17 protein-coding genes, 2 rRNA genes and 3 pseudogenes are annotated in these 24383 nt (G+C 35.2%); 8 read left to right on the forward strand and 14 right to left on the reverse strand.

The genetic code is table 11. The features are described 5' to 3' along the window. Positions 1–155 precede the first annotated feature (155 nt). The 5 genes from ACQH3L_RS02270 to ACQH3L_RS02290 form a co-directional block, all read right to left on the reverse strand. Positions 156–1334, reverse strand: coding sequence for a ribonuclease D (locus ACQH3L_RS02270; protein WP_425384936.1), 1179 nt, complete (start codon positions 1332–1334; stop codon positions 156–158). 37 nt (positions 1335–1371) lie between these two features. Then, complete coding sequence (locus tag ACQH3L_RS02275; protein WP_010962423.1) at positions 1372–1506, reverse strand: hypothetical protein; 135 nt, start codon at positions 1504–1506, stop codon at positions 1372–1374. A 711-nt stretch (positions 1507–2217) separates the two neighbouring features. Then, positions 2218–4713 (reverse strand): DNA mismatch repair protein MutS, encoded by a 2496-nt coding sequence (mutS, locus tag ACQH3L_RS02280; protein ID WP_425385005.1) that lies wholly within the window; start codon positions 4711–4713, stop codon positions 2218–2220. A gap of 274 nt (positions 4714–4987) precedes the next feature. Continuing rightward, positions 4988–5794: an ankyrin repeat domain-containing protein gene (locus ACQH3L_RS02285; protein WP_010962425.1), complete on the reverse strand. Its 807-nt coding sequence runs from the start codon at positions 5792–5794 to the stop codon at positions 4988–4990. Positions 5795–5979: 185 nt separating this feature from the next. Continuing rightward, positions 5980–6162, reverse strand: a complete 183-nt coding sequence (locus ACQH3L_RS02290) for a hypothetical protein (protein WP_006279522.1) — start codon at positions 6160–6162, stop codon at positions 5980–5982. Between the two features lie 397 nt (positions 6163–6559). On the opposite strand from ACQH3L_RS02290, the gene ACQH3L_RS02295 reads away from it, so the two are divergent. Further along, a complete protein-coding gene (locus tag ACQH3L_RS02295; protein WP_010082284.1) occupies positions 6560–7267 on the forward strand; it encodes a TerC family protein in 708 nt (235 codons plus the stop codon). A 32-nt stretch (positions 7268–7299) separates the two neighbouring features. Here ACQH3L_RS02295 and guaA read toward each other — a convergent pair whose 3' ends face one another. The 3 genes from guaA to ACQH3L_RS02310 all read right to left on the reverse strand — a co-directional run bounded on the left by guaA (position 7300) and on the right by ACQH3L_RS02310 (position 12655). Further along, positions 7300–8862, reverse strand: coding sequence for a glutamine-hydrolyzing GMP synthase (gene guaA / locus ACQH3L_RS02300; RefSeq protein WP_010962427.1), 1563 nt, complete (start codon positions 8860–8862; stop codon positions 7300–7302). A gap of 873 nt (positions 8863–9735) precedes the next feature. Then, complete coding sequence (locus tag ACQH3L_RS02305; RefSeq protein WP_425384937.1) at positions 9736–11520, reverse strand: ribonucleoside-diphosphate reductase subunit alpha; 1785 nt, start codon at positions 11518–11520, stop codon at positions 9736–9738. Positions 11521–11578: 58 nt separating this feature from the next. Beyond that, on the reverse strand, positions 11579–12655 hold the full coding sequence (locus ACQH3L_RS02310) for a methyltransferase domain-containing protein (RefSeq protein ID WP_010082287.1): 1077 nt from the start codon (positions 12653–12655) through the stop codon (positions 11579–11581). Positions 12656–12990: 335 nt separating this feature from the next. Here ACQH3L_RS02310 and ACQH3L_RS02315 point away from each other — a divergent pair. Both ACQH3L_RS02315 and rrf read left to right on the forward strand, forming a co-directional pair. Beyond that, positions 12991–15756 (forward strand): 23S ribosomal RNA (locus tag ACQH3L_RS02315). Between the two features lie 66 nt (positions 15757–15822). Beyond that, positions 15823–15929: ribosomal RNA gene (gene rrf, locus ACQH3L_RS02320) — 5S ribosomal RNA — on the forward strand. 85 nt (positions 15930–16014) lie between these two features. Here the strand turns inward: rrf and ACQH3L_RS02325 are convergent. The 3 genes and pseudogenes from ACQH3L_RS02325 to rpmH all read right to left on the reverse strand — a co-directional run bounded on the left by ACQH3L_RS02325 (position 16015) and on the right by rpmH (position 16841). Further along, on the reverse strand, positions 16015–16278 hold the full coding sequence (locus ACQH3L_RS02325; RefSeq protein ID WP_425384938.1) for a hypothetical protein: 264 nt from the start codon (positions 16276–16278) through the stop codon (positions 16015–16017). 85 nt (positions 16279–16363) lie between these two features. Next, positions 16364–16639: pseudogene (rnpA, locus tag ACQH3L_RS02330) on the reverse strand (ribonuclease P protein component); the annotation flags it as partial. A gap of 67 nt (positions 16640–16706) precedes the next feature. After that, positions 16707–16841, reverse strand: a complete 135-nt coding sequence (rpmH, locus tag ACQH3L_RS02335; RefSeq protein WP_006279898.1) for a 50S ribosomal protein L34 — start codon at positions 16839–16841, stop codon at positions 16707–16709. A gap of 107 nt (positions 16842–16948) precedes the next feature. On the opposite strand from rpmH, the gene pstC reads away from it, so the two are divergent. The 4 genes from pstC (at position 16949) to ACQH3L_RS02355 (ending at position 20529) form a co-directional block, all read left to right on the forward strand. After that, positions 16949–18037, forward strand: a complete 1089-nt coding sequence (gene pstC / locus ACQH3L_RS02340; protein WP_038199744.1) for a phosphate ABC transporter permease subunit PstC — start codon at positions 16949–16951, stop codon at positions 18035–18037. Between the two features lie 101 nt (positions 18038–18138). Continuing rightward, the gene (gene atpD / locus ACQH3L_RS02345; protein ID WP_425385006.1) at positions 18139–19566 is read left to right on the forward strand and encodes a F0F1 ATP synthase subunit beta; all 1428 of its coding nucleotides are present in this window, start codon (positions 18139–18141) and stop codon (positions 19564–19566) included. A gap of 12 nt (positions 19567–19578) precedes the next feature. Continuing rightward, a complete protein-coding gene (locus ACQH3L_RS02350; RefSeq protein ID WP_006279902.1) occupies positions 19579–19923 on the forward strand; it encodes a F0F1 ATP synthase subunit epsilon in 345 nt (114 codons plus the stop codon). Between the two features lie 426 nt (positions 19924–20349). Beyond that, positions 20350–20529, forward strand: coding sequence for an ankyrin repeat domain-containing protein (locus ACQH3L_RS02355; RefSeq protein WP_223823054.1), 180 nt, complete (start codon positions 20350–20352; stop codon positions 20527–20529). Positions 20530–20622: 93 nt separating this feature from the next. On the opposite strand, the pseudogene ACQH3L_RS02360 reads toward ACQH3L_RS02355, so the two are convergent. From ACQH3L_RS02360 to ACQH3L_RS02370, 3 genes and pseudogenes are all read right to left on the reverse strand, one after another. Next, a pseudogene (locus ACQH3L_RS02360) lies at positions 20623–21603 on the reverse strand (IS3 family transposase). A 209-nt stretch (positions 21604–21812) separates the two neighbouring features. Then, complete coding sequence (locus tag ACQH3L_RS02365) at positions 21813–22742, reverse strand: AEC family transporter (RefSeq protein ID WP_006279391.1); 930 nt, start codon at positions 22740–22742, stop codon at positions 21813–21815. 303 nt (positions 22743–23045) lie between these two features. Further along, a pseudogene (locus tag ACQH3L_RS02370) lies at positions 23046–23188 on the reverse strand (N-acetyltransferase); the annotation flags it as partial. Between the two features lie 16 nt (positions 23189–23204). Here ACQH3L_RS02370 and ACQH3L_RS02375 point away from each other — a divergent pair. After that, positions 23205–24368, forward strand: a complete 1164-nt coding sequence (locus ACQH3L_RS02375; protein ID WP_425384939.1) for a multidrug effflux MFS transporter — start codon at positions 23205–23207, stop codon at positions 24366–24368. Positions 24369–24383: the final 15 nt, after the last annotated feature.

The following is a 24383-nucleotide window of genomic DNA, read 5'->3' on the forward strand; positions in this document are numbered from 1 at the left end:
TCTAGCTTTTATGTTGTATAGTGCACAATCAATTTTCCTGGATCCAAGTAGTCAGGGCTACTTGGATAACACCCTACTTAACCGTCATACCGCCGCGGTATCTCTTAGCCACTAACACGTAGCGGGATGACGATTGTCGATAAATCTAAGTTACTTTAGCAACAGTTATTCTCCACTAAATTACTCTGAATTTTGGTTATATTATTTGCGGATTTCACTGCTGAAATCTCAAATTTTGAGCTTGTGTTCAAAAATGATTCAACTGACCTGCCAAAAAAATCATATCTCCATCCCTTGAATAATTTATCTGTCTGTCCAGATATTGACCCGGTTAACTCATCTTTTGAAGAAACTAATTTCCTTGATATGTTACTTTCTTTACATTTACTATCTAAAATAATTGAGAGTATATCAAGTACAGATTTGTCATAATTACTCGATAAGGTGTTGTTTTGCTGCATCCAATTTCTCTCATTTTCATTAAAAATATTCACAAACTCTAGTAAATCCGCATCGTTTATATTTTTTGTATTCCTCTTGAGATCATCTAAAATCTCATCAACATGCTCTACATTTTTTTCAATAAAATCAGCTATTACAGCATTATTGATTATTTTATTACGGTTCATATTATAGCGCTGTGCTAAGGTTTCTTGCCACTCACTAACTGCTTTAACAGTTAGTATCAATCTTGGATTTACTTCATAATTAAATTTAATCCTCTTCCATGCATCTTTTGGGCTATGTAAATACTTATTTATATCAACTATTGATTCCATCTCTTCTTGAAACCAACCCATCCTATTATTTTCTTCAAGTTTATTGCACAATATTTGGTATAGGTCATATAGGTGTACCACGTCGTTTACTGCATAATCTAACTGATCTTCGGACAACGGACGCCTTAACCAATCTGAATTTTTAGCTTTAATTTTATCCAGTGCTATTCCTTGATATTGCTCCACTACTTTTGAGTAACCAATAAAGTCATGATAATAATGACAAAACATAGCAGCAACTTGGGTATCAAAAATGGGAGTGGGAATACATTTAAACACAGTGAGTAAGGATTCTATATCCTGCCGGCAGCTATGAAACACTTTGGTTATCCCCTGATTTAGCATTATTTTCTTAATGAATGATAAATCAATTTCTGGCACTAATGCGTCTACAATAAAACTCTTCTCTCCGTAAGAAATTTGAATTAACGATAATTTTGGGTAGTAGATTAAATTATTTCTAATGAACTCCGTGTCAACTGCTATAAATTTCGGCTTTTTTGCTATTAACTCTTCACATGTATTCTCCAGTTCTGATGTTGTACTAATTAGCATATATTTTTTATTCAGTGGATTTATTTTATAATTTATATTAAATTTTTGCAATTAATGACTTCTTGCAGAACTTTCTATCACTCATTGGCATCACACAAATAGCCTTTTCCATCCCAATCCCAGTGCTTCCTTCTCCTGTCATCCCAGTGCCCTGACTACTTGGATCTAGCAAGCTTTGCTTGCAAATAAGTCTAATACGCGTCGCGTTTTATGCCAAAACACAATTGGAGTTACATGCAAAATAGATCCCAGACTGGGATGACAAAAAAAGGAGCACTGGGATGACAGCAGTCCTACGTCATACCGCCGCGGTATCTCTAGATCCCGCTAACAAGTAGCGGGATGACGATTGTCGTTTAGCTATAAATATTAAGAAATTTACCAAATAAAAAAAAAGGCAAAAGAAGCCCTGGGGTTATTATCCGCTTTAAAATATTGGCGTTTTTTATGTTTTAAACGCTTGACAAGCAAGATTAAGCTGCTTTTAATTGCAACTAACTTACGCTGCAAATGTTTAAGAAATTTACTAAGCAGAAAAAAAGACAAAGAATCCCCGAGTTAGCTAGTCTTTTACTATCTCTGTCGAGTATTGGCATTTTTTGATGTCTTGTAACGCTTTATAAGCACGTTCAGCTTATTTAGATAAAAATCTAGATGTAGATGAAGTTTTGTAAAGACATACAGTATCTATATACTGCAAAAAATTGAACATAAGACGCCGATACATTAAGTAATCCTTACCTTTTAATCTGCAGATTGGCGAAAGCAAATACAATAGCTTCACTATCATGATAAGGGAGCTGGTGAAGGGTGTCAAGTAAGTTTTTCGTTTCTATAGCTACTACCACGATTGTATAGGTAATTCTTCACTTATAATAATGATTCAAGCCTTCAGCTCCTCAAACACTTCACTTGCTCTATTTAAAACAGAATCAGGAAAACCAGCAAGTTTTGCTACATGTATTCCATATGACTCATCTGCAATGCCTTCAATTACTTCATGTAGAAAAATAACCTCTCCGTTCCACTCTCTTATTTTTACACAAAAACATTTCACGTTCTTCAAGTATTTGCTTACTTTAGTTAATTCATGATAATGAGTTGCAAAAATGGCGCGGCACTTATTTACATTGTGAATATGTTCAATCACCGCCTGTGCAATAGATAATCCATCATACACCCCTGTGCCCCTACCAATTTCATCAAGTATCACCAAGGAACGGTCCGTTGCCTGATTTACTATCGTTGCTGTTTCGATCATCTCTACCATGAAGGTAGAATAACCAGCTGTTATATTATCCGTTGCGCCAACCCTGCTGAATATCTTGTCAATCACTCCAATATGTGCACTCTCTGCTGGCACAAATGACCCCATGTGAGCTAAAATTGCAATGAGAGCGTTTTGCCTCAAGAAAGTGCTTTTTCCAGCCATATTAGGACCAGTAATTAGATGTATACCAGCTAAATTGATGCTATTTGCAATGAATTTATCGTTAACTTCAACCACTGGATGTCTTCCGCTACAGATATTGAACTCTTTGCTGTCATCAATAATGGGTTTTACGTAATTATTTTGCACTGCAAGCTCTGCAAATGCGGTTCTAATATCAAGTTTTGCCAAAGCATTTGCAGCAAGAGCAATTTTTTCAGATTCTTTAGCGACTTCACTACACAGTTCACTAAAAATTTTCATTTCTAAGCCGATTGCAGCATCACGTGCCGTAAGAATTTTATTTTCTAGTTCTTTCAATTCATTAGTAGTGTAGCGCATGCTATTTGCTAAGCTTTGCCTATGAATAAATATATCCGAAGTTATTTTGTGATTTGCCGACACTTCAACGTAATAACCAAGTATGTTGTTGTGTAATATTTTGAGTGCGGCAATGCCAGTAAGATCGCGATAAGATTCACGGAGCTTAGTTACCAACTTGTTACTGTTGTTCAATATATAAGATAACTCAGATAATTCTGAGTTGTATTTTGAGTGAATAAATCCTCCTTCTTTCACGGAACTGAGGTTATTATCGAGTATAGCACTATTTAACAGTTCAAATAGGTCTTTATGATTGCCAAGGCTTTTATGTATTGTGCTTAGTTCACTCTCGTCTGATTTTACTGTTATTCCAGCGCGTGACGCTGGCTGGATCTCAGTTTGGATGACATATTGTTGTGGGAGAGATCCATTTTCACCTGATTCAATTTTACATAAGAACTCAGACAATTCTAAAGTCTTTCCTAGGCCTATTTTCAATAGGTTCATATCCTTTGGTGAACCACGCCCTAGTATTAAGCGCGATAAAGACCTTTCAATATCCGGAATGTTAGATAATATCTCTCGTATTTTTCTGCGTGAATCATGATTATTTACAAAAAATTGAGCGGTGCTGAGCCTCAAATTGATTGCCTTGGAGCAAGCAAGGGGTGAAGCGAGCATTTGTTTGAGCAGGCGTCCACCAGAAGCTGTAACTGTATGATCAATAACTGAAATTAGTGAACCTTTCTTTTCACCAAATTGAGTTGAAAACAACTCAAGATTTCTCCTTGCTGAAGCATCAATAAGCATGAAATTTTGTTGCTTATAGGTTTTTGGGAATTCAAGCCTTGGAATAGAGCCCCTTTGTGTTACTCTGACATATTCAAGCAGTGCACCACACGCCATGATTTCTACTTTGCTGAAATTTCCTATACTCCCAAGTTCCCTGATTTTATAAAACTTGCATAATGTTCTGTGAGATTTACTATACTCAAAAAAGCTCTGTGCGTGTTGCGTAATTGATATTTTATAATTTTTTAAAATCGATCTAATTTTTTCATCCTCAGTGAATTTTTCAGAAATTAATAATTCTCTTGGTGATATACGCAATAAATCACTATCTAGAGCTTTCAAACTCGTTAAAGTGTGAAAAAATTTTCCCGTCGATAATTCAAGCCAACTAATAGCATATTCGTCATTTTGTTCAACTATGGATGCGAGATAATTATTGCTTTTATCCTCCAGTAGTGAATCTTCTATAATTGTACCTGGAGTTACAACTCGCACTACATCACGTTTTACTATGGATTTATAGCCCCTCTTTTTTGCTTCATCAGCAGTTTCTAATTGATCACAGATTGCTACTTTGAATCCTAAATCTATTAGCTTGTGCAGGTAAGATTCACTACTGTGTGCTGGCACTCCACACATTGGTATTTCTTGCCCACACGAATTACCTCTCTTAGTGAGCACTATATTCAGCAATTTCGCAGCTTTAATAGCATCATCGAAAAACAATTCATAAAAATCTCCTAGCCTATAAAATAGCAGATGATCTTTGTATTGAGCTTTCAGGTTCAAATACTGCTCCATCACAGGGGTGTTTTTTTCTTTTACGAAGCTCATAATATTTTTTAATATATTGTATTGATAAACGTTATTATAGATTATATTGCACATGTGAATAACATAAATTTTAAATAGGTGTATAGAGGGGAAAATTTAAAACAATTAAATTTCTTGGATCCAAGTAGTCAGGACACTTGGATGACATAAAGAGTAGGAGTATTTGATGACAAAAAAACAAAAACACAGTTGTCATTCCAGCGCGTGACGCTGGAATCCAGAATATCCTAATTACAAGGTTTATTATTTAGTTTGAAAAATACTATAGCTTTTTCTATGTAAGTTGTGGCCCCTTTTTACCATTTGCGACAGTTGTATCATCAACAGATATTTCAGAGCTAACAGTGCTAATAGTTTTTTCTATCGCTTTAGCCTGTTCATAGTCTTGACTCAAAAAATACATGGCCAGTCCAATAGCTATACTAGCAACAAGAGAAGATGCTATCATTACACCTAGTATCATACCACCAGAAAGACTTACTGCAACACACACACCAGCTCCAAGTACAACACCAAGAAAACCACCAATTATTACGCCAGGCACCAAACTGCCTACCATAGCGCTTTCTTTTTTCGTATTAGCTTGTTTTTTCATACTTTTAATAAGCACTTCTTTTGTTTTTCCTTGAGCTAAATCTGAAGGAACTTTATTATCCGCGTTTTGTATCAAAGGATTTGCACTATATGTAACAAGCAGGGTGGTTATTTCTTCAGTTTTATTACCTATAACTGCATGATGTAGTAATGTATTTCCCTCTTCATCTTTAAAGTTTATATGAGTACGAAATTCTTCATCTAGATTTCTTATTGGGTTGTTTTTTGCATATATCCTAGATTGTATTGCTCCATCTAAGTATTGTATTACTTGTTCTAGTGATTGCTCGCCAGGATTTTGTATAAAATGAAGCAGAATTTCGTGTACTATCGCTTCCTTTGTAGTTTGTGGGCATTGTAAAGCGTAATTAAATGTCTGTGTAGTAATAACTTCTTCTTTTCTTTTTTTAAGAACAACCCTTAAATCTTCAATCGCCTTTTCACCATCTTTTATTCCAAGAATTATTGAATCCAAATTATTTATCATGCTATCCTCCTTGGTTTGATTGCATTACTCATTAATAAATAATATAATAAATCCTGCTAAAAGTCAAGCAATTAATTAATAAGTTAATATAATCCTCCAAAAGGAGCTCCTTACTTTTTGTTCAGCATGTCCATTGGATCAGACTCTTTAAGCTTGCTGTTTGCTGAATTTATTCATCACAATAGCTACAATGTGCTATCGAAGTTCTCTGTAATCTTAGTTGGTTCTTCTAGAATATTCAAAATATCAGTTGCACAATAAACCCGATCTCTCTTTCCTTGAGAAGTTTGTGAAACGATGCCTAAATCTTCAAGCTTTACGATTGCTCTTTGGGCTGTTGTAAATACGACACCTAAGTTTTCAACCACTTTCCTTATAGTAAAGTAAGGGTTTAAAGACTATTCACTAAATCATTGTCCCATTCAAATTTTGGTGGCAAGGGGCTTGGTATAAATGCCTGATAACCAGCGAATACTTTGCCTGATGGTGATCCTTTAATATACATTCATTCAACCTAGCACACTATTTTTATAGTATATATTATTTTCAAATAAAGTCAAAAATGAAAATAAGGCTTTATCTTATTTGCGTGCATGAAAATAAGAAACTCTCTTATTATTGATTTTGCTCAAAAACGAAAATAGAAGAAGCTGCTGAACTTTATATATCCTGTTTTTCTGGAGAACTGCTATAAAACTTCTGAGTGAAGTCACTTAATTTTTACACATCTATTGTAGAGTAAGAAGAACCGAATTTGAAACAAAAATGCTAACTGATGCTTGGACTTTACTGACACTTACACTACTTGAAACTATACTTAGTGTAGACAATTTAATCTTTATTTCTCTAGCAATAGATAAGGTACCAAATGCGCTGAGAGAAAGAGTGCGCCTTATGGGCCTTGGATTAGCACTATTAATGCGTTTTGTAATACTATTTTTTACATCATCTATATTATCAATGCAAAAACCTATATTTCACACTGCATCAGCAAGGGATTTACTTATGATCGCAGGGGGATTATTCCTTATTGTTAAGAGCTCTATGGAGTTACGGGATGACATCTTTGTATGTAAGAAAAATAAAAAGAAAGCAAACGTTAAATCAAAATTTTTTTTAGTTGTGCTACAAATTATATTAATAGATTTAGTTTTTTCGGTTGATTCGATATTAACTGCTATAGCACTAACTTATAACATGGTAATAATTGCTACAGCATTTACATTTTCCATGCTAGCAATGCTGTTTTTATCAAGTTATACCGCCCAGTTAATCAAATCTAACCCAGGGTTAAAAATAATCGCCATTTTATTTGTTTTACTTGTCGGTGTGTACCTCATACTTCATGGATTTCATATAGAATTACCAAAAGGATATTTGTATTCTTCATTTATGTTTGCACTGCTTGTGGAAATTATAAGCAAAATAAAGAAAATTAACCGTCATACCGCGATTCATTCGCGGTATCTCTAGATCCAGCTAACAAGCAGCGGGATCTTTTTGATTTACTCCCACTCAATAGTTGCGGGTGGTTTAGAAGTGATATCATAAACAACTCTATTTACTCCGGGAACATTATTAACAATTATACTGCCGACATTGCGTAAAAAATCCCAAAATACTAGCAAGTGTTGATCCTTATCTTCAAATGGAAATGCATCGGCTGTCATACCATCAGATGATGTTACAGCCCTTAAAGCACAAACATATCCATACGTACGACCATCTCCCATAACGCCTACAGTTTTTATTGGTAATAATACAGCAAAAGCTTGCCATATCTTATCATATAGATCGTAATTTTTCATCGTATTAATATATATTTCATCTACTTCTTGCAATATTTGCACCTTTTCTTTATCGACTTCACTTATAATCCTCACTGCAAGTCCGGGTCCAGGAAATGGATGTTGAAATATTATCTCGTCTGAAAGCCCAATTTCTTTTCCAAGTAGCCTTACCTCATCTTTAAAGAGGTAACGTAAAGGCTCCACTAACTTCAGATTCATCTTTTCTGGCAACCCACCAACATTATGGTGAGACTTAATTGTACTAGTGTTGTCTGAGGCATGCCCTGACTCAACTACATCAGAGTAGATGGTACCTTGCATCAAAAAATCCACATCACCTATTTTTTTTGCTTCTTCTTCAAACACTTCAATAAAAGTGTTACCGATAATTTTTCGCTTTTCTTCTGGATCAGTTATTCCCTTCAACCTACTCAAAAATAAATTTGATTTATCAACGTAATTTATCGGAATCTCTTTCAACATAGCGATGGTTTGGTTCTTGCGTAACAACCCAGTATCGATAAAAATACAGTTCAATTGTTTTCCTATAGCTTTATGTGTGAGAGCCGCTGCAACGCTTGAATCAACCCCACCACTTACTGCAGCGATTACTTTTTTCTCTCCTACTACATTTTTGATTTTTTCCTTTTGCTCCTCAATAAACGACTTCATTGTCCAGTCTCTTTTGCAATTTGCAATATCCAAGAAGTTAGAGAGCAATTTACTGCCATTTGTTGTGGGCTTAACCTCAGGATGGAACTGAGTACAGTAAATCTTCCGCTGTTCGTTGACAATCATTGCAATTGTTTGATTTATCACACCTGATGCGATAACAGTAAATCCCTGTGGTATAGTATCAACACTGTCCGCATGGTTCATTAATACATCCACTTCAGAATTAACATCCCAGGTATCCTTTACAATGGGGGATTCTTTTAGTATCTTGATTTTAGTTCTACCAAACTCCTGTTTGAAACTCTCTTTTACTTTTGCTCCAAAATAATGACAAATGAGTTGCTGTCCATAGCATATTCCAAGTATAGGAACGCTTGTTGCCTCATTAAGTTTTATAATTTCATGTACTACTCTACTTGTTTCAGAACAATCATCATTTACAGATTGTGGTCCTCCAGAGAGAATAAACCCATTGAATTTTGATATTGTTTCAAAACTGATGTTGCTTGGAAATATCTCACAATAAACACCCATTCCTCTTACTTGTCTTGCGATAAGCTGTGTAAACTGTGAACCAAAATCAATAATGGCAATTGCTGACAATTTGCTCCTCCATATTATTTAAAATGATATCTGATAATAAAGAAAATAATGGAGTAAGTAAACCAAGACCTGTTTAAAAGCTTTAACGCGTGGTACAAGTTAGCTATATAGCTAATTTTCCTACACCATACCGCTGCGGCGCTAACTAGTAGCGGAATGACAGCAATCTACGTCATACCGCCGCAGTATCTCAGCCGCTAACAAGTAGCGGGATTATCTTCATGCTGCCACGAACCGTCATGCCACCGCGAACCGTCATACCGCGATTCATTCGCGGTATCTCGGCCGCTAACAAGTAGCGGGATGACGATTGTCGTTTAGCCATAAATATTTAAGAAATTTACCAAATGAAAAAAAAGGCAAAAGAAGCCCCGTAGTTGGCTAATTACTTACATTATACTTTCAAGTATGGCGTTTTTTTATTCTAAACGCTTAATAACCGCGACTCAGCTGCTTTTAAATGCAACTAACCTTAGCTATAAATGTTTAAGAAATTTACTAAACAGAAAAAAAGGCAAAAGAAACCCTAGGGTAGCTAGTTATTCACTATCCATTTTTTAAATTGGCGTTTTTTTATGTTTTAAACGCTTTATAAGCGCGTTTCAGCTTATGTAGGTAGAAGTTTTATAAAGACATAAGGTGCACATAGTGCAAAAAATTAAACATGAGACGCCAGACACGTGAGTTTTTTTGTCATTTAATCTGTACAGAGAAGATAAATAAATAGCTTCAGTTTTATGATAAGAGGGCTGGCGGAGTTTGTCAAGGAAGTTTTTTCGTTTCTATTCCCAATAAAAGTGCGTTATATGGTTATGCAAGAAGTCTATTTACCCATTTGCTTAACTTTCTCTCTACTTTTTCTGAGTAAGGCCGCTATTGGCATGACAGACATTCATCGTAGTCAATATCTGTTTTTTGTTGCAATATTTCACTTTTTTTGAATATGTCATGCGAGACCTTATCGGCTCTCTGCATTGATTGTGATCTGCAGTAATATAAGCTCTTCAATCCTTTTTTCCAAGCAAGCATGTGTATTTTGTGCAAGTAACGTTTATGTACGTTGGCAGGTAAGAACAGATTTACTGATTGAGATTGACAAATATACGAAGTTCTATCACTTGCATGTTCTATAATCCATCTTTGGTCAAGCTCGTACGCTGTTTTAAATGTCAATTTTTCATGCTCACTAAGAAAATCTAAATGCTGAACGGAACCCTCGTTTGTTGAAATTGAAGACCATATTTTATCATTGTCTTGATTTTTTTCTGCTAATAGTTTTTGCAAGAATTTATTTCGCACTACAAATGAGCCTGTAAGTGTCTTTTGTATGAATACGTTTGCTGCGTATGGTTCTATTCCAGGGGAGGTATTACCTGCAATAATGGAGATCGAGGCAGTAGGAGCAATAGCGAGTTTGTGTGTAAACCTTTCCATTAGATCAACTTCTTTGGCATCAGAACATGCTCCCTTTTCTTCTGCTAATTTTTTAGAAACTATATCTGCTTGCTCGCGTAAATACTTAAATATTTTTTTATTCCATTGTTGTGCTGTTACTGATTCAAAAGGAACCATTTTGCTTTGTAAAAATGAGTGAAAGCCCATCACACCAAGACCAATACTGCGTTCTCTGGCTGCAGAATATTTTGCTCGCTGCATTTCATTCGGTGCTTTATTTATGAAATCTTCCAATACATTATCAAGAAAGCGCATTATATCTTCTATGAAGAGTTTATTGTCTTTCCATTCTTCGTAGTACTCAAGGTTTACGGATGATAGACAACACACAGCAGTGCGTGACTTATTCAGGTGATCATAACCTGTGGTTAAAGTTATTTCACTGCATAGATTTGACATCTTGATGTCTAAGTTGAGCTTTTTGTAAGATTCTGGCTTATTGTTATTTGTTGCATCAAGGAAAATAATGTAAGGTTCTCCAGTTTCAACTCTTGCTGTTAATATTTTGATCCATATATCCCGCGCTTTTACACTTGAAATAACCTTATTGTTGTGAGGGCTTATTAAATTCCATTCTTGATCATTCTCAACAGCCTGCATAAATTTATCTGTTACTATTACAGCATGATGTATATTTAACGCTTTGCGATTTGGGTCACCGCCTGTTGGCTTGCGTAAATCTAGAAACTCTTCTATCTCCGGATGAGATACAGGAAGGTAGACTGCTGAACTTCCTCGCCTTAGGGATCCCTGACTAATTGCAAGTGTTAGAGCATTTTGCACTACAATAAATGGAACAATTCCTGATGTTTTGCCGCTACCCTTTACGCTTTCGCCTATTGAGCGTAAATTTCCCCAATAACTACCTATGCCTCCTCCACGTGCAGCAAGCCAAACATTTTCGTTCCATAGATCAACTATTCCCTGCAAGCTGTCTTCGGTTTCATTAAGAAAGCAAGAGATAGGTAACCCTCTCTTAGTGCCACCATTGCTGAGTATTGGTGTTGAAGGCATGAACCACAAGTTGCTCATGTAGTCATAAAGACGCTGCGAATGTTCTTTATTATCAGAATAGTAATTAGCAATACGTGCAAAGAGGTCTTGATAACTTTCATTTTCTATTAAATACCTGTCTGATAGAACTGCTTTTCCAAAGTCGGTTAATTTGCTGTCCTTTGCGTAATTAATGGTGGTGTTATTCATAAAGTTCCTTTTATTCTTTTATTATATATAGGTACTTAAAAGTCATTTTGAGCGATTTTTAAGTTAGGTTTTTCGGATTTTTTTGTTGATGCTGTAATGCAAACAAGATACCGTCAACCTGACTGCCATATATTTTACAGTAACTCATATAACTTATTTGCATATTTATTTCTTTTGCAACATGTTGAACATAACTTTCTGAGTGACGAAAATAGTCTCCTTTGTTTACAAAGTCAATACCTTCACCTTCCTTTCTTCTTATTAAACATACAATAACTCCTTTTTTGCTCGTAGATCTTTTTGCTAATTCCAACTCTTCTTGAAAGTCATGTAGATAATGTAGCACTTCAGCAAAGATAATTACATCATACTGCTGGTTTTTCTCTTGTTTAAGAAACTCTTTCATTTCCATATGTATTAATTCATTGTAAACAGGCTTACCTTTTATAAAGCATCCTCTTGCGATATTTAGCATTCTACTTGAAATGTCAATTCCTGTTATATGGTTTCCAATACTATTTATTTTCAAGAAATGACCACATATTCCAGTTCCACAACCAAGGTCGAGTATATTGAGCTCAGAAGTGGAGTTGTTGAAGATTTTTGTAATTATCATGTGTACAAGTTCATGCCCTCTATATTGTTTGGCAATCAACCAATGCTCAACAAAATATTCACCTGTGTAATCAAAATATTGTCTTATGAGGTTTTTTGGCAATTCTGTAATAGGCGCTGAGTTTGTCATTTTTTTTATATAGTAAGACGCCTCCTCGTGGTCATTATCTAATTTTAGTGCCCTTGTTAAATAATTATAAGCTTTGTTAGTATTCCCTACCGCAAAATGACACCTTCCGATGTTATACCAGACTATAGGTAAATGGGGGTAAAATATGCTAATTAACCAAAATCGTAACTTTGCATCTGATATGCTACCTTTATAAAAGTGATATAAACCGATTTCAATGTTGGTGTTTAACAGGTTCTTAGATTTTTTAAGAAGCACTGTCATTTCTTTATGAAGAGTATTATATTTATTCACAATGAAGTGTTTTACTTTCTTAATATTTAATACGCCAATGAGCTTAGACATACAATTTAAAGCAACGTTTTTTATAAAAGAGAGATTACTTTTCATACGTTAGAAATACTCCGAATGTTTATTATCATTTTTAGGCAATTGATTTTAACACATTTTATCTTACAAAATATCTTTTTTATTAATTTTTACTGTATATATAAGTTTACCACATATTTCTCAGATTATACTGTTTAGGATTGCTAGTATATTGTTGTTGATAATATAAGTAAATGTTTTGTGCAAAAAGGCGTTGACATATTATTTATTAGGTTATAACATATAAAAGATTAATTTAGTTTTTAGATGTTTGACAAGTTTTATGGTAGAGATTAATTTAATCTCAATTCAATTTTAATAATATTTAACTCTGCATATTCTGCATATAGTCGGATAAATAAATTATTAAGAGCACTTGATGGATGCCTTGGCGTTAAGAGGCGATGAAGGACGTGGCAGGCTGCGATAAGCTGCGGGGAATTGTCAACAAATTTTGATCCGCAGATTTCCGAATGGGGAAACCCAACTAGTTTAGCTAGTTATTACGTACTAAGTATGTAAAGCAAACTTGGTGAACTGAAATATCTAAGTAGCCAAAGGAAAAGAAATCAACCGAGATTCTGTTAGTAGTGACGAGCGAAAGCGGAAAAGGCTAGTGATTTAAGAATAAGAATTAGAATACTCTGGAAATAGTAACCATAGAAGGTGATAGTCCTGTATAAGTAGAAAGTTTTTAAATCCTTGAGTAGAGCGGGGCACGTGAAATCCTGTTTGAATATGGGGGGACCATCCTCCAAGCCTAAATACTCCTTAACGACCGATAGTGAACAAGTACCGTGAGGGAAAGGTGAAAAGAACCCCGGGAGGGGAGTGAAATAGAATCTGAAATCAAGTGCTTACAAACAGTTGGAGCTCTATATCAATTTATTGATATTTAGAGTGACAGCGTACCTTTTGCATAATGGGTCAGCGAGTTAATCTATGAAGCAAGCTTAAGCCGTTAGGTGTAGGCGTAGCGAAAGCAAGTCTGAGTAGGGCGTTTTAGTTTTATGGATTAGACCCGAAACCAAGTGATCTAGTCATGACCAGATTGAAGGTGTGGTAAAACACACTGGAGGATCGAACCAGTTAATGTTGCAACATTATTGGATGAGTTGTGATTAGGGGTGAAAGGCCAATCAAACTTGGAAATAGCTGGTTCTCCGCGAAATCTATTTAGGTAGAGCGTTGTATGTATGTTGTTGGGGGTAGAGCACTGGATAGACTAGGGGGATTCACCGTCTTACCAAATCTAACTAAACTCCGAATACCAACAATTAATTATACAGCAGGCACACTACGGGTGCTAAGTCCGTGGTGAAGAGGGAAACAACCCAGATCACTATCTAAGGTCCCAAAATTACAGCTAAGTGGGGAAGGAAGTAGAAAAACCATTACAGCTAGGAGGTTGGCTTGGAAGCAGCCATCCTTTAAAGAAAGCGTAACAGCTCACTTGTCTAAATAAGTTTTTCTGCGCCGAAAATGTACCGGGGCTAAAGCTGTATACCGAAGATGTGAGTGCTTATTGATTTCGATCAATAGGCGCGGTAGCGGAGCGTTCCGTAAGTCTGTGAAGGTGGTTTGTGAAAACTGCTGGAGATATCGGAAGTGAGAATGCTGACATAAGTAGCGTAAAAGAGTGTGAAAAACACTCTCACCAAAAATCTAAGGGTTCCTACGTTAAGTTAATCTGCGTAGGGTTAGTCGGTTCCTAAGGCGAGTCCGTAAAGGAGTAGTCGATGGCAATTAGGTTAATATTCCTAAACCTCTTAAGTGTGACGGGTTTCGTATTTGTATAGATCTTATTGGATTGATCTATGCTTAAAAGAAGCTCCAGGAAATAGCACTTATATTTATGAGGCCGTACCGCAAACCGACACTGGTGGATGAGTAGAGTATACTAAGGTGTTGAAAGAATGATGTTGAAGGAACTCGGCAAATTATACCTGTAACTTCGGAAGAAGGGTAACCTGCTTTTAGGCAACTATGAGTAGGTGGCACAAAATAGGGAGTAGCGACTGTTTACTAAAAACACAGGACTCTGCAAACACGTAAGTGGAAGTATAGGGTCTGACGCCTGCCCGGTGCTGGAAGGTTAATAGGAAGGGTGCAAGCTCCGAATTGAAGCCCCAGTAAACGGCGGCCGTAACACTGACGGTCCTAAGGTAGCGAAATTCCTTGTCGGGTAAGTTCCGACCCGCACGAATGGCGTAACGATTTCTCCACTGTCTCCAACATCACTTCAGCGAAATTGAATTCCCCGTGCAGATGCGGGGTACCCGCGGTTAGACGAAGAGACCCCGTGCACCTTTACTATAGCTTTACATTGCTATTAAAAGTGTGATGTGCAGGATAGGTGGGAGACTTTGAAGTTATGGCGCTAGCTATAATGGAGTCAACCTTGAGATACCACCCTTTACACTTTTGATATCTAACTATGTTTCATTATCTGGAACTAGGACATTGTATGGTGGGTAGTTTGACTGGGGCGGTCGCCTCCTAAAAAGTAACGGAGGCGTGCGAAGGTAAGCTAGAGCTGGTCGGAAATCAGCTTGATAGTATAATGGCATAAGCTTGCCTGACTGCGAGGCTGACAAGCCAAGCAGAGACGAAAGTCGGTCATAGTGATCCGGTGATTCTGTATGGAAGGGTCATCGCTCAACGGATAAAAGGTACGCCGGGGATAACAGGCTAATGGTGTTCGAGCGTTCATAGCGACGACACCGTTTGGCACCTCGATGTCGACTCATCACATCCTGGGGCTGAAGAAGGTCCCAAGGGTTCGGCTGTTCGCCGATTAAAGTGATACGTGAGTTGGGTTTAGAACGTCGTGAGACAGTTCGGTTTCTATCTGCCGTGGGTGAAGGAAATTTGAGAAGGTCTGACTCTAGTACGAGAGGACCGAGATGGATATACCTCTGGTGTACCAGCTGTTATGCCAATAGCATCGCTGGGTGGCTATGTATAGATGGGATAATTGCTGAAAGCATATAAGCAAGAAACCCTCTTCAAAAAGATTTCCCAATTAAGGCCGTGGAAGACTACCACGTTGATAGGCTAGGTGTGGAAGCATGGTAACATGTGAAGCTAACTAGTACTAATAGCCTGATTGATTTATTTGCTTTCTATATGTGTGTATGCAGTGTTAAATATTAAGTTAAAATTGTTAAGTTAGAAATTTTTATTGACTTGGTGGCTATAGCAAAAATGAACCACCCGATCTCATCTCGAACTCGGAAGTGAAACTTTTTAGCGCTGATGGTACTTGAAAAGGGAGAGTAGGTCGCCGCCAAGTTTATAAAAATTTCTTTGTTAATTAGACAGTAGGTATACTTATATTTTAACTTTCTTGTTTTGTTACTATTCTTTAAGTTTTTACTTTAACTACGATATCTTTTTTTTCTTATATGTTCTTGGTCATTTTCTACATTATTTAGCATTGTTCCTACTTTCCCTAATTGATTCCCTTTTGAAGGAGAATTACTGACTTCTGGTAATATTACATTACCTCCCACTTTTTTAAATAATTCTTCTTGTTGGCGAAATGCTGACCTCCAATCTGTTCCTGTTCCTTTAGGAAGAAATAAGAATTGATACATCTGACCAAAGCCTGTGTTATTTACCTCTTTTATATGCTCTACCATTCACCACACCCATTAACTATTTTTAAAAATTTTACCTATATTATCATAAAAAATATAGTTGTAAATACCTTAATTGAGATTTTTTTTATTTTATCTTTTTTAAGCAAATAGTTAGATCTTTTTGTAAATTTTTATAACTTGCTTGCATAATGTTTCTATGAGTTAGTATTATGTAGTAGTGCCCTATATTACTTATATTTAAAATGCTAATTTTAGCAAGCATTCGTAGTTGCCTTTTTATTTTATTTCTTTTTGCTGCTTTTCCGGTTTTTTTACTGATAGCCAGACCTACTCTAATAGTATGAATGTACTTTTCAGGTTCTCTTTCTTTTATAGCGTACAGTGATATATAAAGCCCACGATAAAAAAGACTGTTGAGTGCTAACTTATTTTTGAAAGCAGAAGAAAAATCTTTTTTTTTATACTTACTATGCGCATAATTTGTTACACCCTAATGAACGGCGCCTATTAAGGATTTTTCTTCCAGCTCTTGTTGCCATACGTGAACGAAATCCGTGTCTGCGCTTTCTTATCAAATTTTTTGGTTGAAATGTTCTCTTCATTGTTTTTATATTAATATAATTATTTATTTTAAATTGTTTTACTTTATTGTCAAATAATGGTGAACTTGTATGACATTTTCGTAGAATAAAATTTGATGCATGGAAGAATGAATTCGGTGATAGTCATACCTGTCTTACTAATCCTTTTATTTTGTTTTAGTAGGTTTCAAGAAGTAAATAAGGTTAAATCTTATCTATATCTTAGTTGTGTATGGATGCTAACTTGGTTGTTAGTATTCTATAATAATTGTTTTGTAACTTTTATTTCTATAGCGTTACTTTTTTTCATGCTTGCTTTTATCTTTAAAAATAAAAGAAATAAGATAATAAAACTTTCGTTATTTGTGGCTTTGGCCATATCATTTTTTATCACTTTATTTATAATGCTGTCTATTTTTATTCAATCCATTAGTTTTTTTAATAAAGTAGCTATTTCAGAATTCTTGTTTTGCTTGAAATGGGGCCACAATGTAGTCACTATCAATGAAGAGAAGATAGGATGTTTTGGTATAGCGCCGCTTTTAGTTGGTACATTACTTATAACTATTATAGCAATGTTAGTTGTCGTTCCGCTTGGTTTATTTTCTGCAATATATATTAGTGAATATGCGAGTGAGAAAGTGCGTTATATTGTTAATACAACTTTGCAAGTTTTGTCTGCTATTCCTACGGTTGTATATGGATATTTCGCGGTTGTGTTTTTGTCTTTCTTTATAAAGCAGGTAGCAAATTTTTTTGGTTTAAGTATACACTCAGAAAGTGCCTTAGTTGCCGGTTTATCGATTGGGATAATGATTCTTCCTTTTATTATTTCTTTACTCGAAGATGCCATAAGATCTGTTCCAAAAAGCTTGCGTTATGGCTTCATGGCACTTGGTGCAACTCCAGCGGAAACTATATGGCATATAACAATACCTTATGCAATGCCTACAATTTTAAGTGCAATTTTATTGTCAATTTCAAGAGTGATAGGTGAAACAATGATTGTGCTAATGGCTGTGGGAATCAACGCAAATTTGACTTTTAACCCTCTTAATTCAGTTACTACCATTACCGTGCAGATCGCTACATTACTTACCGGAGATCAGGATTTCAATAGTGTACAAACTCTTGCTGCTTATGCGCTTAGTTTAGTATTGTTTATTATTACTTGGCTATTAAATGCATTTGCATTGTTTGTAATGAAGCGTAACTAGTAAGCGTTTTAATGTTGCAAAATTTCTATTAATAATATAAAATTTATTTTCTTTAGAAGTTCTTTTATGGAATTATAGTGTTAGGTGATAAAAATAAAGAGATGAATATAGGTAGAGCGATTAAGGTAACTCAAGCAGTTGTTGATATAAAATTTGAAGGTGAATTGCCTAAAATATTTAATGCTTTAAAAAGCAAACTAAAATATAAGGATAAGGAGCTGGTTTTAGAAGTTTCGCAGCATATAGGTGACAATATAGTTCGTTGTATTGCTATGGATAGCACAGATGGCATATCAAGGGGGGATGAATTTGTTGATACAGGTGCACCAATATCGGTGCCAATTGGGCGTTCAACTTTAGGAAGGATTTTTAATGTTGTTGGAGAGCTTATAGATGAGTGTGGTCCACTGAAGGGAAAGTATAACTTAGAGCCTATACACAGAGCACCTCCAAGTTTTACTGAACAGAGAATACAGGAAGAAGTTTTAGTTACGGGAATAAAAGTTATAGATCTTCTTGCACCTTATCTTAAAGGAGGAAAAATTGGCTTATTTGGTGGAGCCGGTGTTGGTAAAACAGTCCTAATAATGGAATTAATTAATAATATAGCAAAAGCTCATAAAGGATTTTCTGTGTTTGCCGGGGTAGGGGAGAGAACGCGTGAAGGTAACGATCTTTATCACGAGATGATCACTTCAAATGTAATAAATATAAATGAGCATGAAAAATCTCAAGCTGTTTTGGTTTATGGTCAGATGAATGAGCCTCCTGGAGCAAGGGCTAGAGTTGCTTTAACAGCACTTACTATGGCAGAGTATTTTCGTGACCGTGAAAACCAAGATGTTCTATTTTTTGTGGATAATATCTTTAGATTTACACAAGCTGGTTCTGAAATTTCTGCTTTACTTGGAAGAATACCGTCAGCTGTTGGTTATCAGCCAACCCTTGCAACTGATATGGGTGCAATGCAAGAAAGAATAGCTTCAACAACTTCTGGCTCTATTACTTCTGTGCAAGCTATATATGTTCCTGCGGACGATTTGACTGATCCAGCCCCAGCAACTACATTCTCTCACCTTGATGCAACCACAGTGTTGTCAAGGCAAATAGCTGAAATGGGAATATACCCTGCTGTTGATCCACTTGATTCAACTTCTCAGTCTTTATCTGCTGAAATCATTGGTGAAGAACATTATAATGTAGCTTCTGAGGTGAAACGTATATTGCAAACTTATAAATCACTGCAAGATATTATCGCAATACTTGGTATGGATGAGCTATCTGATGAAGATAAAATTATTGTTGATAGGGCTCGGAAGATTCAGAAATTTCTTTCTCAACCTTTTCACGTTGCAGAAATATTTACTGGCATGCCTGGTAAATTTGTTTCACTTTCTGATACTGTTTCCAGTTTTAAAGGGATTGTTGAAGGCAAATATGATCACTTACCAGAGGCTGCTTTTTATATGGTGGGGAATATAGATGAAGCAATAAAAAAGGCTGAATTAATACAAGCTGAAGCTAAATAAAAGTTAAAGATTATGAATACTTTTAAAGTGCAATTTTTCTCTCCTGATGATCAAATTTCATTCAGTGGAGTGGTTTCTCTTTCAGTAACTGGGCTCGAAGGGGAGCTTATGATTTTAGCTCACCATGCTCCTTACTTAATTTATTTATTGCCTGGTATGATTACTGTTAAAATGAGTAACCAAACAGAAAAGAAGGTTGTAATTGATAGTGGCGTATTAGAAGTTGCAAATAATAATTGTAGCATTATAACAAGTCAAATTCAGGTTTTTGATCGTGCAATTCATGATGAGAAATCGTTTAAAAATAAGAGAATTAGTATATATTTAAGTTATCTTGATGAGAAGTTTCTTTCTTAGTTATTTTAGGCAAAAAGTCAATTATCATTCAAGTGGCTATAAGATTTTTGCTCAGGGGGCTCTTTTTTGTCATCCCAGAAACCCCGGGGTGTCATCCCAGTGTCGGAGTACTTTAGGTGTATGATCCCAGAGTGTGATGGTATGGGACCATACACCTAATCAAATAAAAATTAAAGAAGGAGAGTTGGTTGTAACGGTTGGAGATAACGACTTTGTTTTACCTGGAATTTACGTTGGATAAACTACAAAAAATAACAGGTAAAAATCAACGTAAATTTAAGATAAATCGATTTTATTAGTATTATTAAATCAAAATCTGTTTTTAATTAATCAATAATACTTTTTTACATATTTTCATCCCCTTTCATGGATTTTTTAATTTTATAGATGATATCTAATATTATTAGAAGCATTGTAAAATATCTTATGAGAAAAGTTATAAAATATATTAGCATTATTGGTATTGCATGTTTAGTATTGTTATTTTTTATATCTAATGTGGAAACACGCGTAAAAACACAGGAAGAACAATTATTCCTAGCTGTAGAAGATGGTAATGCACAAGAAGTAAAACTATTACTCAAAAATGGTGCAGACCCAAATTGACCTTACCCAGAAAAAGTAGAGAGAAAGTTAAGACGTTTTTATCATGAGAATAAATTGTGCAGGAATGCAATAGTTAATAGTAGAATGTCTACGTTATTTGTTATAAAAGATTTCTATGTATTCAAATATGGCAGTTCTGGTTTGTTGAGCGAGAAGTATCAATAAGCAGCTCCCTTTTAAGTGAACTTTTCTGCAACAGAGTTATCGTAACAACAGCCCTTATGGCTCATGCTGGAAATGATGTTTTTTGTATTCAATAGAAATTGGTAATTTTGAGAGGTATACTGTGACCCTTGATCGCTATGTAACAGCAGATTTTTATCGGGTTTGCGTTTATCAACGGCCATCAATAAAGAATCTATAACTAATTATCATGTTACTCATTAACCACCATGCGTGAATATAGGTCAATTATTGCCGCCAACAACCTTCTTTAGTTTTTATGTAGGTAATCCCAAACTTTATTTGGCTGATCAGTAGTAAAATTTTGATCCAATGTGTTCGGAGCCACAACTCGGTTGCTTATTTGCTGTTTTTTATTTTTGAACCTTCGTCTAAACTTGGCTTTAATGCCATTTTCTTGCATAACACTTTGTACTGTTTTAATTTTTGCCTAAAGCTTTTAATTCAGCGTGAATTTTAGGGGCTCCATATCTGCATTTAGAAGCTTGATGTATTTTTTGAATATCTGCTAGAAGCCCTTCTTTTGCTAATTCTTTACTGCTTTTTTCCTTAGCAACCCATACCACCAGTATAAAACCCTACATAGTTCCTGTGTTTTATAGCAATTTCTATATAAAAGAATACTTTACTCTTTTTCTTTGCCCAGGGCTTTTTTTAAGATGTCTCTTTCTCTTATTAGCTCTTTTTTTAGATCAAATCTTTCTTTGTCATAAGGAGCCTTTGCCTGGAAATGCGTATGCTACAGACATTTTTCCATCATATTTTCTTACTTAACATACTACCATCTATACCTAGATCTTTTGCTATTTTTGTACTTGCTTGACCTGTTTCTTTAACCAGCTTAACAGCTTCTAATTTGAATTCTGCTGTATATTCTCTTCTATTTGTCATATTTTGAAAAAACGTTTTATTTTACTCCAAAAACGTCTTAACTTTCTCTCTACTTTTTCTGGGTAAGGTCAATTTACCGCCGCGGCGCTAACTAGTAGCGGGATGACGGGTTACCAAATTGTAGAAGTTGCTTTAGCTATAAATTCAAGTTTTATCAATGTCTTGTGTTGTTACCCAAATAATGGTTGTGCAAGCGCTTAATTTTTTGATCAAAAAGGAACAAGTTTAGTAAAAAATAATGATATTATTAGTGGAACATAAAACAGTCCCACTGCAGTACTGATTAGAAGCAACAGAGTAGCTTTATCTGGTTGATAATTCAAAATATTAGCAAGTATTATACTGGACCCAGAAACTGGAATAATAGCCAGCAACATCAGTGCTTTATATATGCTCTCATCGTATATACCTATAACATGCTTGTCTAAAAGGACAATTCCTAAAACAAACAGTGGCCAGAATACGTACTTTGCTGTAATAGTGATCAAAGCAAGCTTCCAATCTATTTTAAAGCTTGCAATATTCGCAATGCTCACTCCAAGTAGCACCATTCCTAATGTGACAAATGTACTTCTAATATTCATCATAACATCTGTTAAAAAAGTAGGTATTTGTATATCGTATATACTTAAAAAGAAGCCCAGAACCATCGCATAAAGCGAAGGAAGTTTGAACAACTTTAATATGCATTCTTTTGCGGTATAAATACCATTTGCAGCTATGTAAAATCCTAAGCTGTTTTCAAATAGCGCCATTCCTATATAACAAACAACATATACAGATACTGAATCTTCATCAAATAAAGCCATGGCAATCGGCAGGCCAAAATAACCCATACTTGTGCTGCCCGAGCTAAATGCTAATATGTTTCTTGTGTTATCCTTAAATAAAAAAGAAGAAAGATAATACACTGATAAGGACATAGTGCTACCTATAAACCATATCAAAATCGGCAGAGAAATTACTTTTAAGTTAACTTCTGTATGAGAGACTCCATATAAAATCACTATTGGATTAGCTATATAAAAAAGTATTTGAGATATAGTGTTTCTATCAATTTTAAGATATTTTCCTGCTAAGTAACCAATAAATATTGTAATATAAATAGGTAATATTTTGAGAAAAAGAGTAAGGAACATACTAGCCTATTGTAATATTTTTGATTGATAAAGTGACATTAGATCTTAAGGTGTTGTAAAAGTAAACAAAATTTATTTTCCAATTTATCCAGCTCATAGTTAATTAAATTAGTGCCAAAATTTGTTTTTACATAGGACTTAAGAATGACATTTGTATGATAAATTATGTTAAGTTTCTGTAAAGCTTCTTGCATATTTTTGAATAATGACATATTTACTAAAAATTAAACTGCTTGTAGTAATTTAGACGGACTGTTGAAAAAGTAAGAGGAAATAAGTAAAGTTAGGACAGAGAGTAAGAGCTTTAACATAGTTGTCATATTTTTCTTTAATTAACCCTAGTGTCCAATTTATCCACCATTCCTTCACATGAGGTGTTTCTAACCATTTTAATAACAGTAAAAAATGTTTTCTTTCAACGCTTTAAATGTGATATTTTTATTCATTAATTAAAAATCTCAAATGTTACTACCATTTCTGTTAATCCTGTCTCTCATTGCCAAGTTCATTGAAATTGACATTTCCGTACCTAGTTTTCCTGATATGGTGCACTATTTTAACGTACCGGAAGGCATAATTCAATTAACTATTGCTTATAATTTCCTAGGCTTTTGCATAGTAGGGTTGTTTTTTGGTCCATTGTCTGAATGCTATGGCAGAAGGAGAATTATGATCATAGGTAACACTTTGTTATTAATCGGCGCTGTTGGTTGTGTTTTTGCACCGTCGATTTTTTGGCTTTTAATCTCTCGCTTTGTTCAGGGCATTGGTGTTAGCACATCTGTAGTTGTGTTTGCAATCGTTGCAGACAGCTACAAAGGCGACGAAGCGGTGAAATTTATTGGAATCATGAATTCTGTTCTTACAGTTGTCATGGCAATTGCGCCAGTGTTAGGCAGTTTCATCAATGAAATTGTAGGATGGCGTGGTAATTATGCAACTGTTGCAATACTTTGTTTGATCTCTTGGGTTTTGCTGCTTTTAGCGTTACCAGAAACAAAAAAGAACCGCGATATTTTCAGTTTGAAAAAAACGATGAAAGATTACAGAAAACTACTATCTAATCCGAGGTTTGTTACGTTGTCTTTGATGTCAAGCCTCTTTTCTGCTGCGTATATGTCATTCATTACTTGTGGACCTTTTCTGTATATGAAGACTTTTGGTTTATCTAGCACTATTTATGCACTACATCAAGGTGCAATAGTTGGGTGCTTCTCACTCATCAGTCTATTTGCTGGCAAAATCTTGCAGAAACTTGGAGCAATAAAGTGTGTAATTTCTGGTACGAGCGTGGGTGCTATTGGGTCTCTATTGCTTGTAATATTCAGTATAATTGTACCCCACTCTTTCTACTTAGTAACACTGTCTATGATTATTTTTTCTATCGGTTGTGCAATTTTCCAGCCAGTGATTTTTAATGCATCAATAAATGTTTTCCCTGAAATTAAAGGCACAGCTTCTTCTGCAGTCTCGTTCATTAGAGCTTTTATCATGGCTATTTTTATCGGCTTAACAAGCTACATTTACAATGGTCAAACAATTAGTGTAGCTGTTCTTGTTTTATCCGCGATAGTACTAGAACTTGTTTTTACTGTCTATCTATTGCGTTTAAAAGATCCTATGTAATTAATAAAGATATTC

The sequence above is a fragment of the Wolbachia endosymbiont (group A) of Sturmia bella genome, from assembly GCF_964030905.1.
GTDB lineage: Bacteria > Pseudomonadota > Alphaproteobacteria > Rickettsiales > Anaplasmataceae > Wolbachia > Wolbachia pipientis.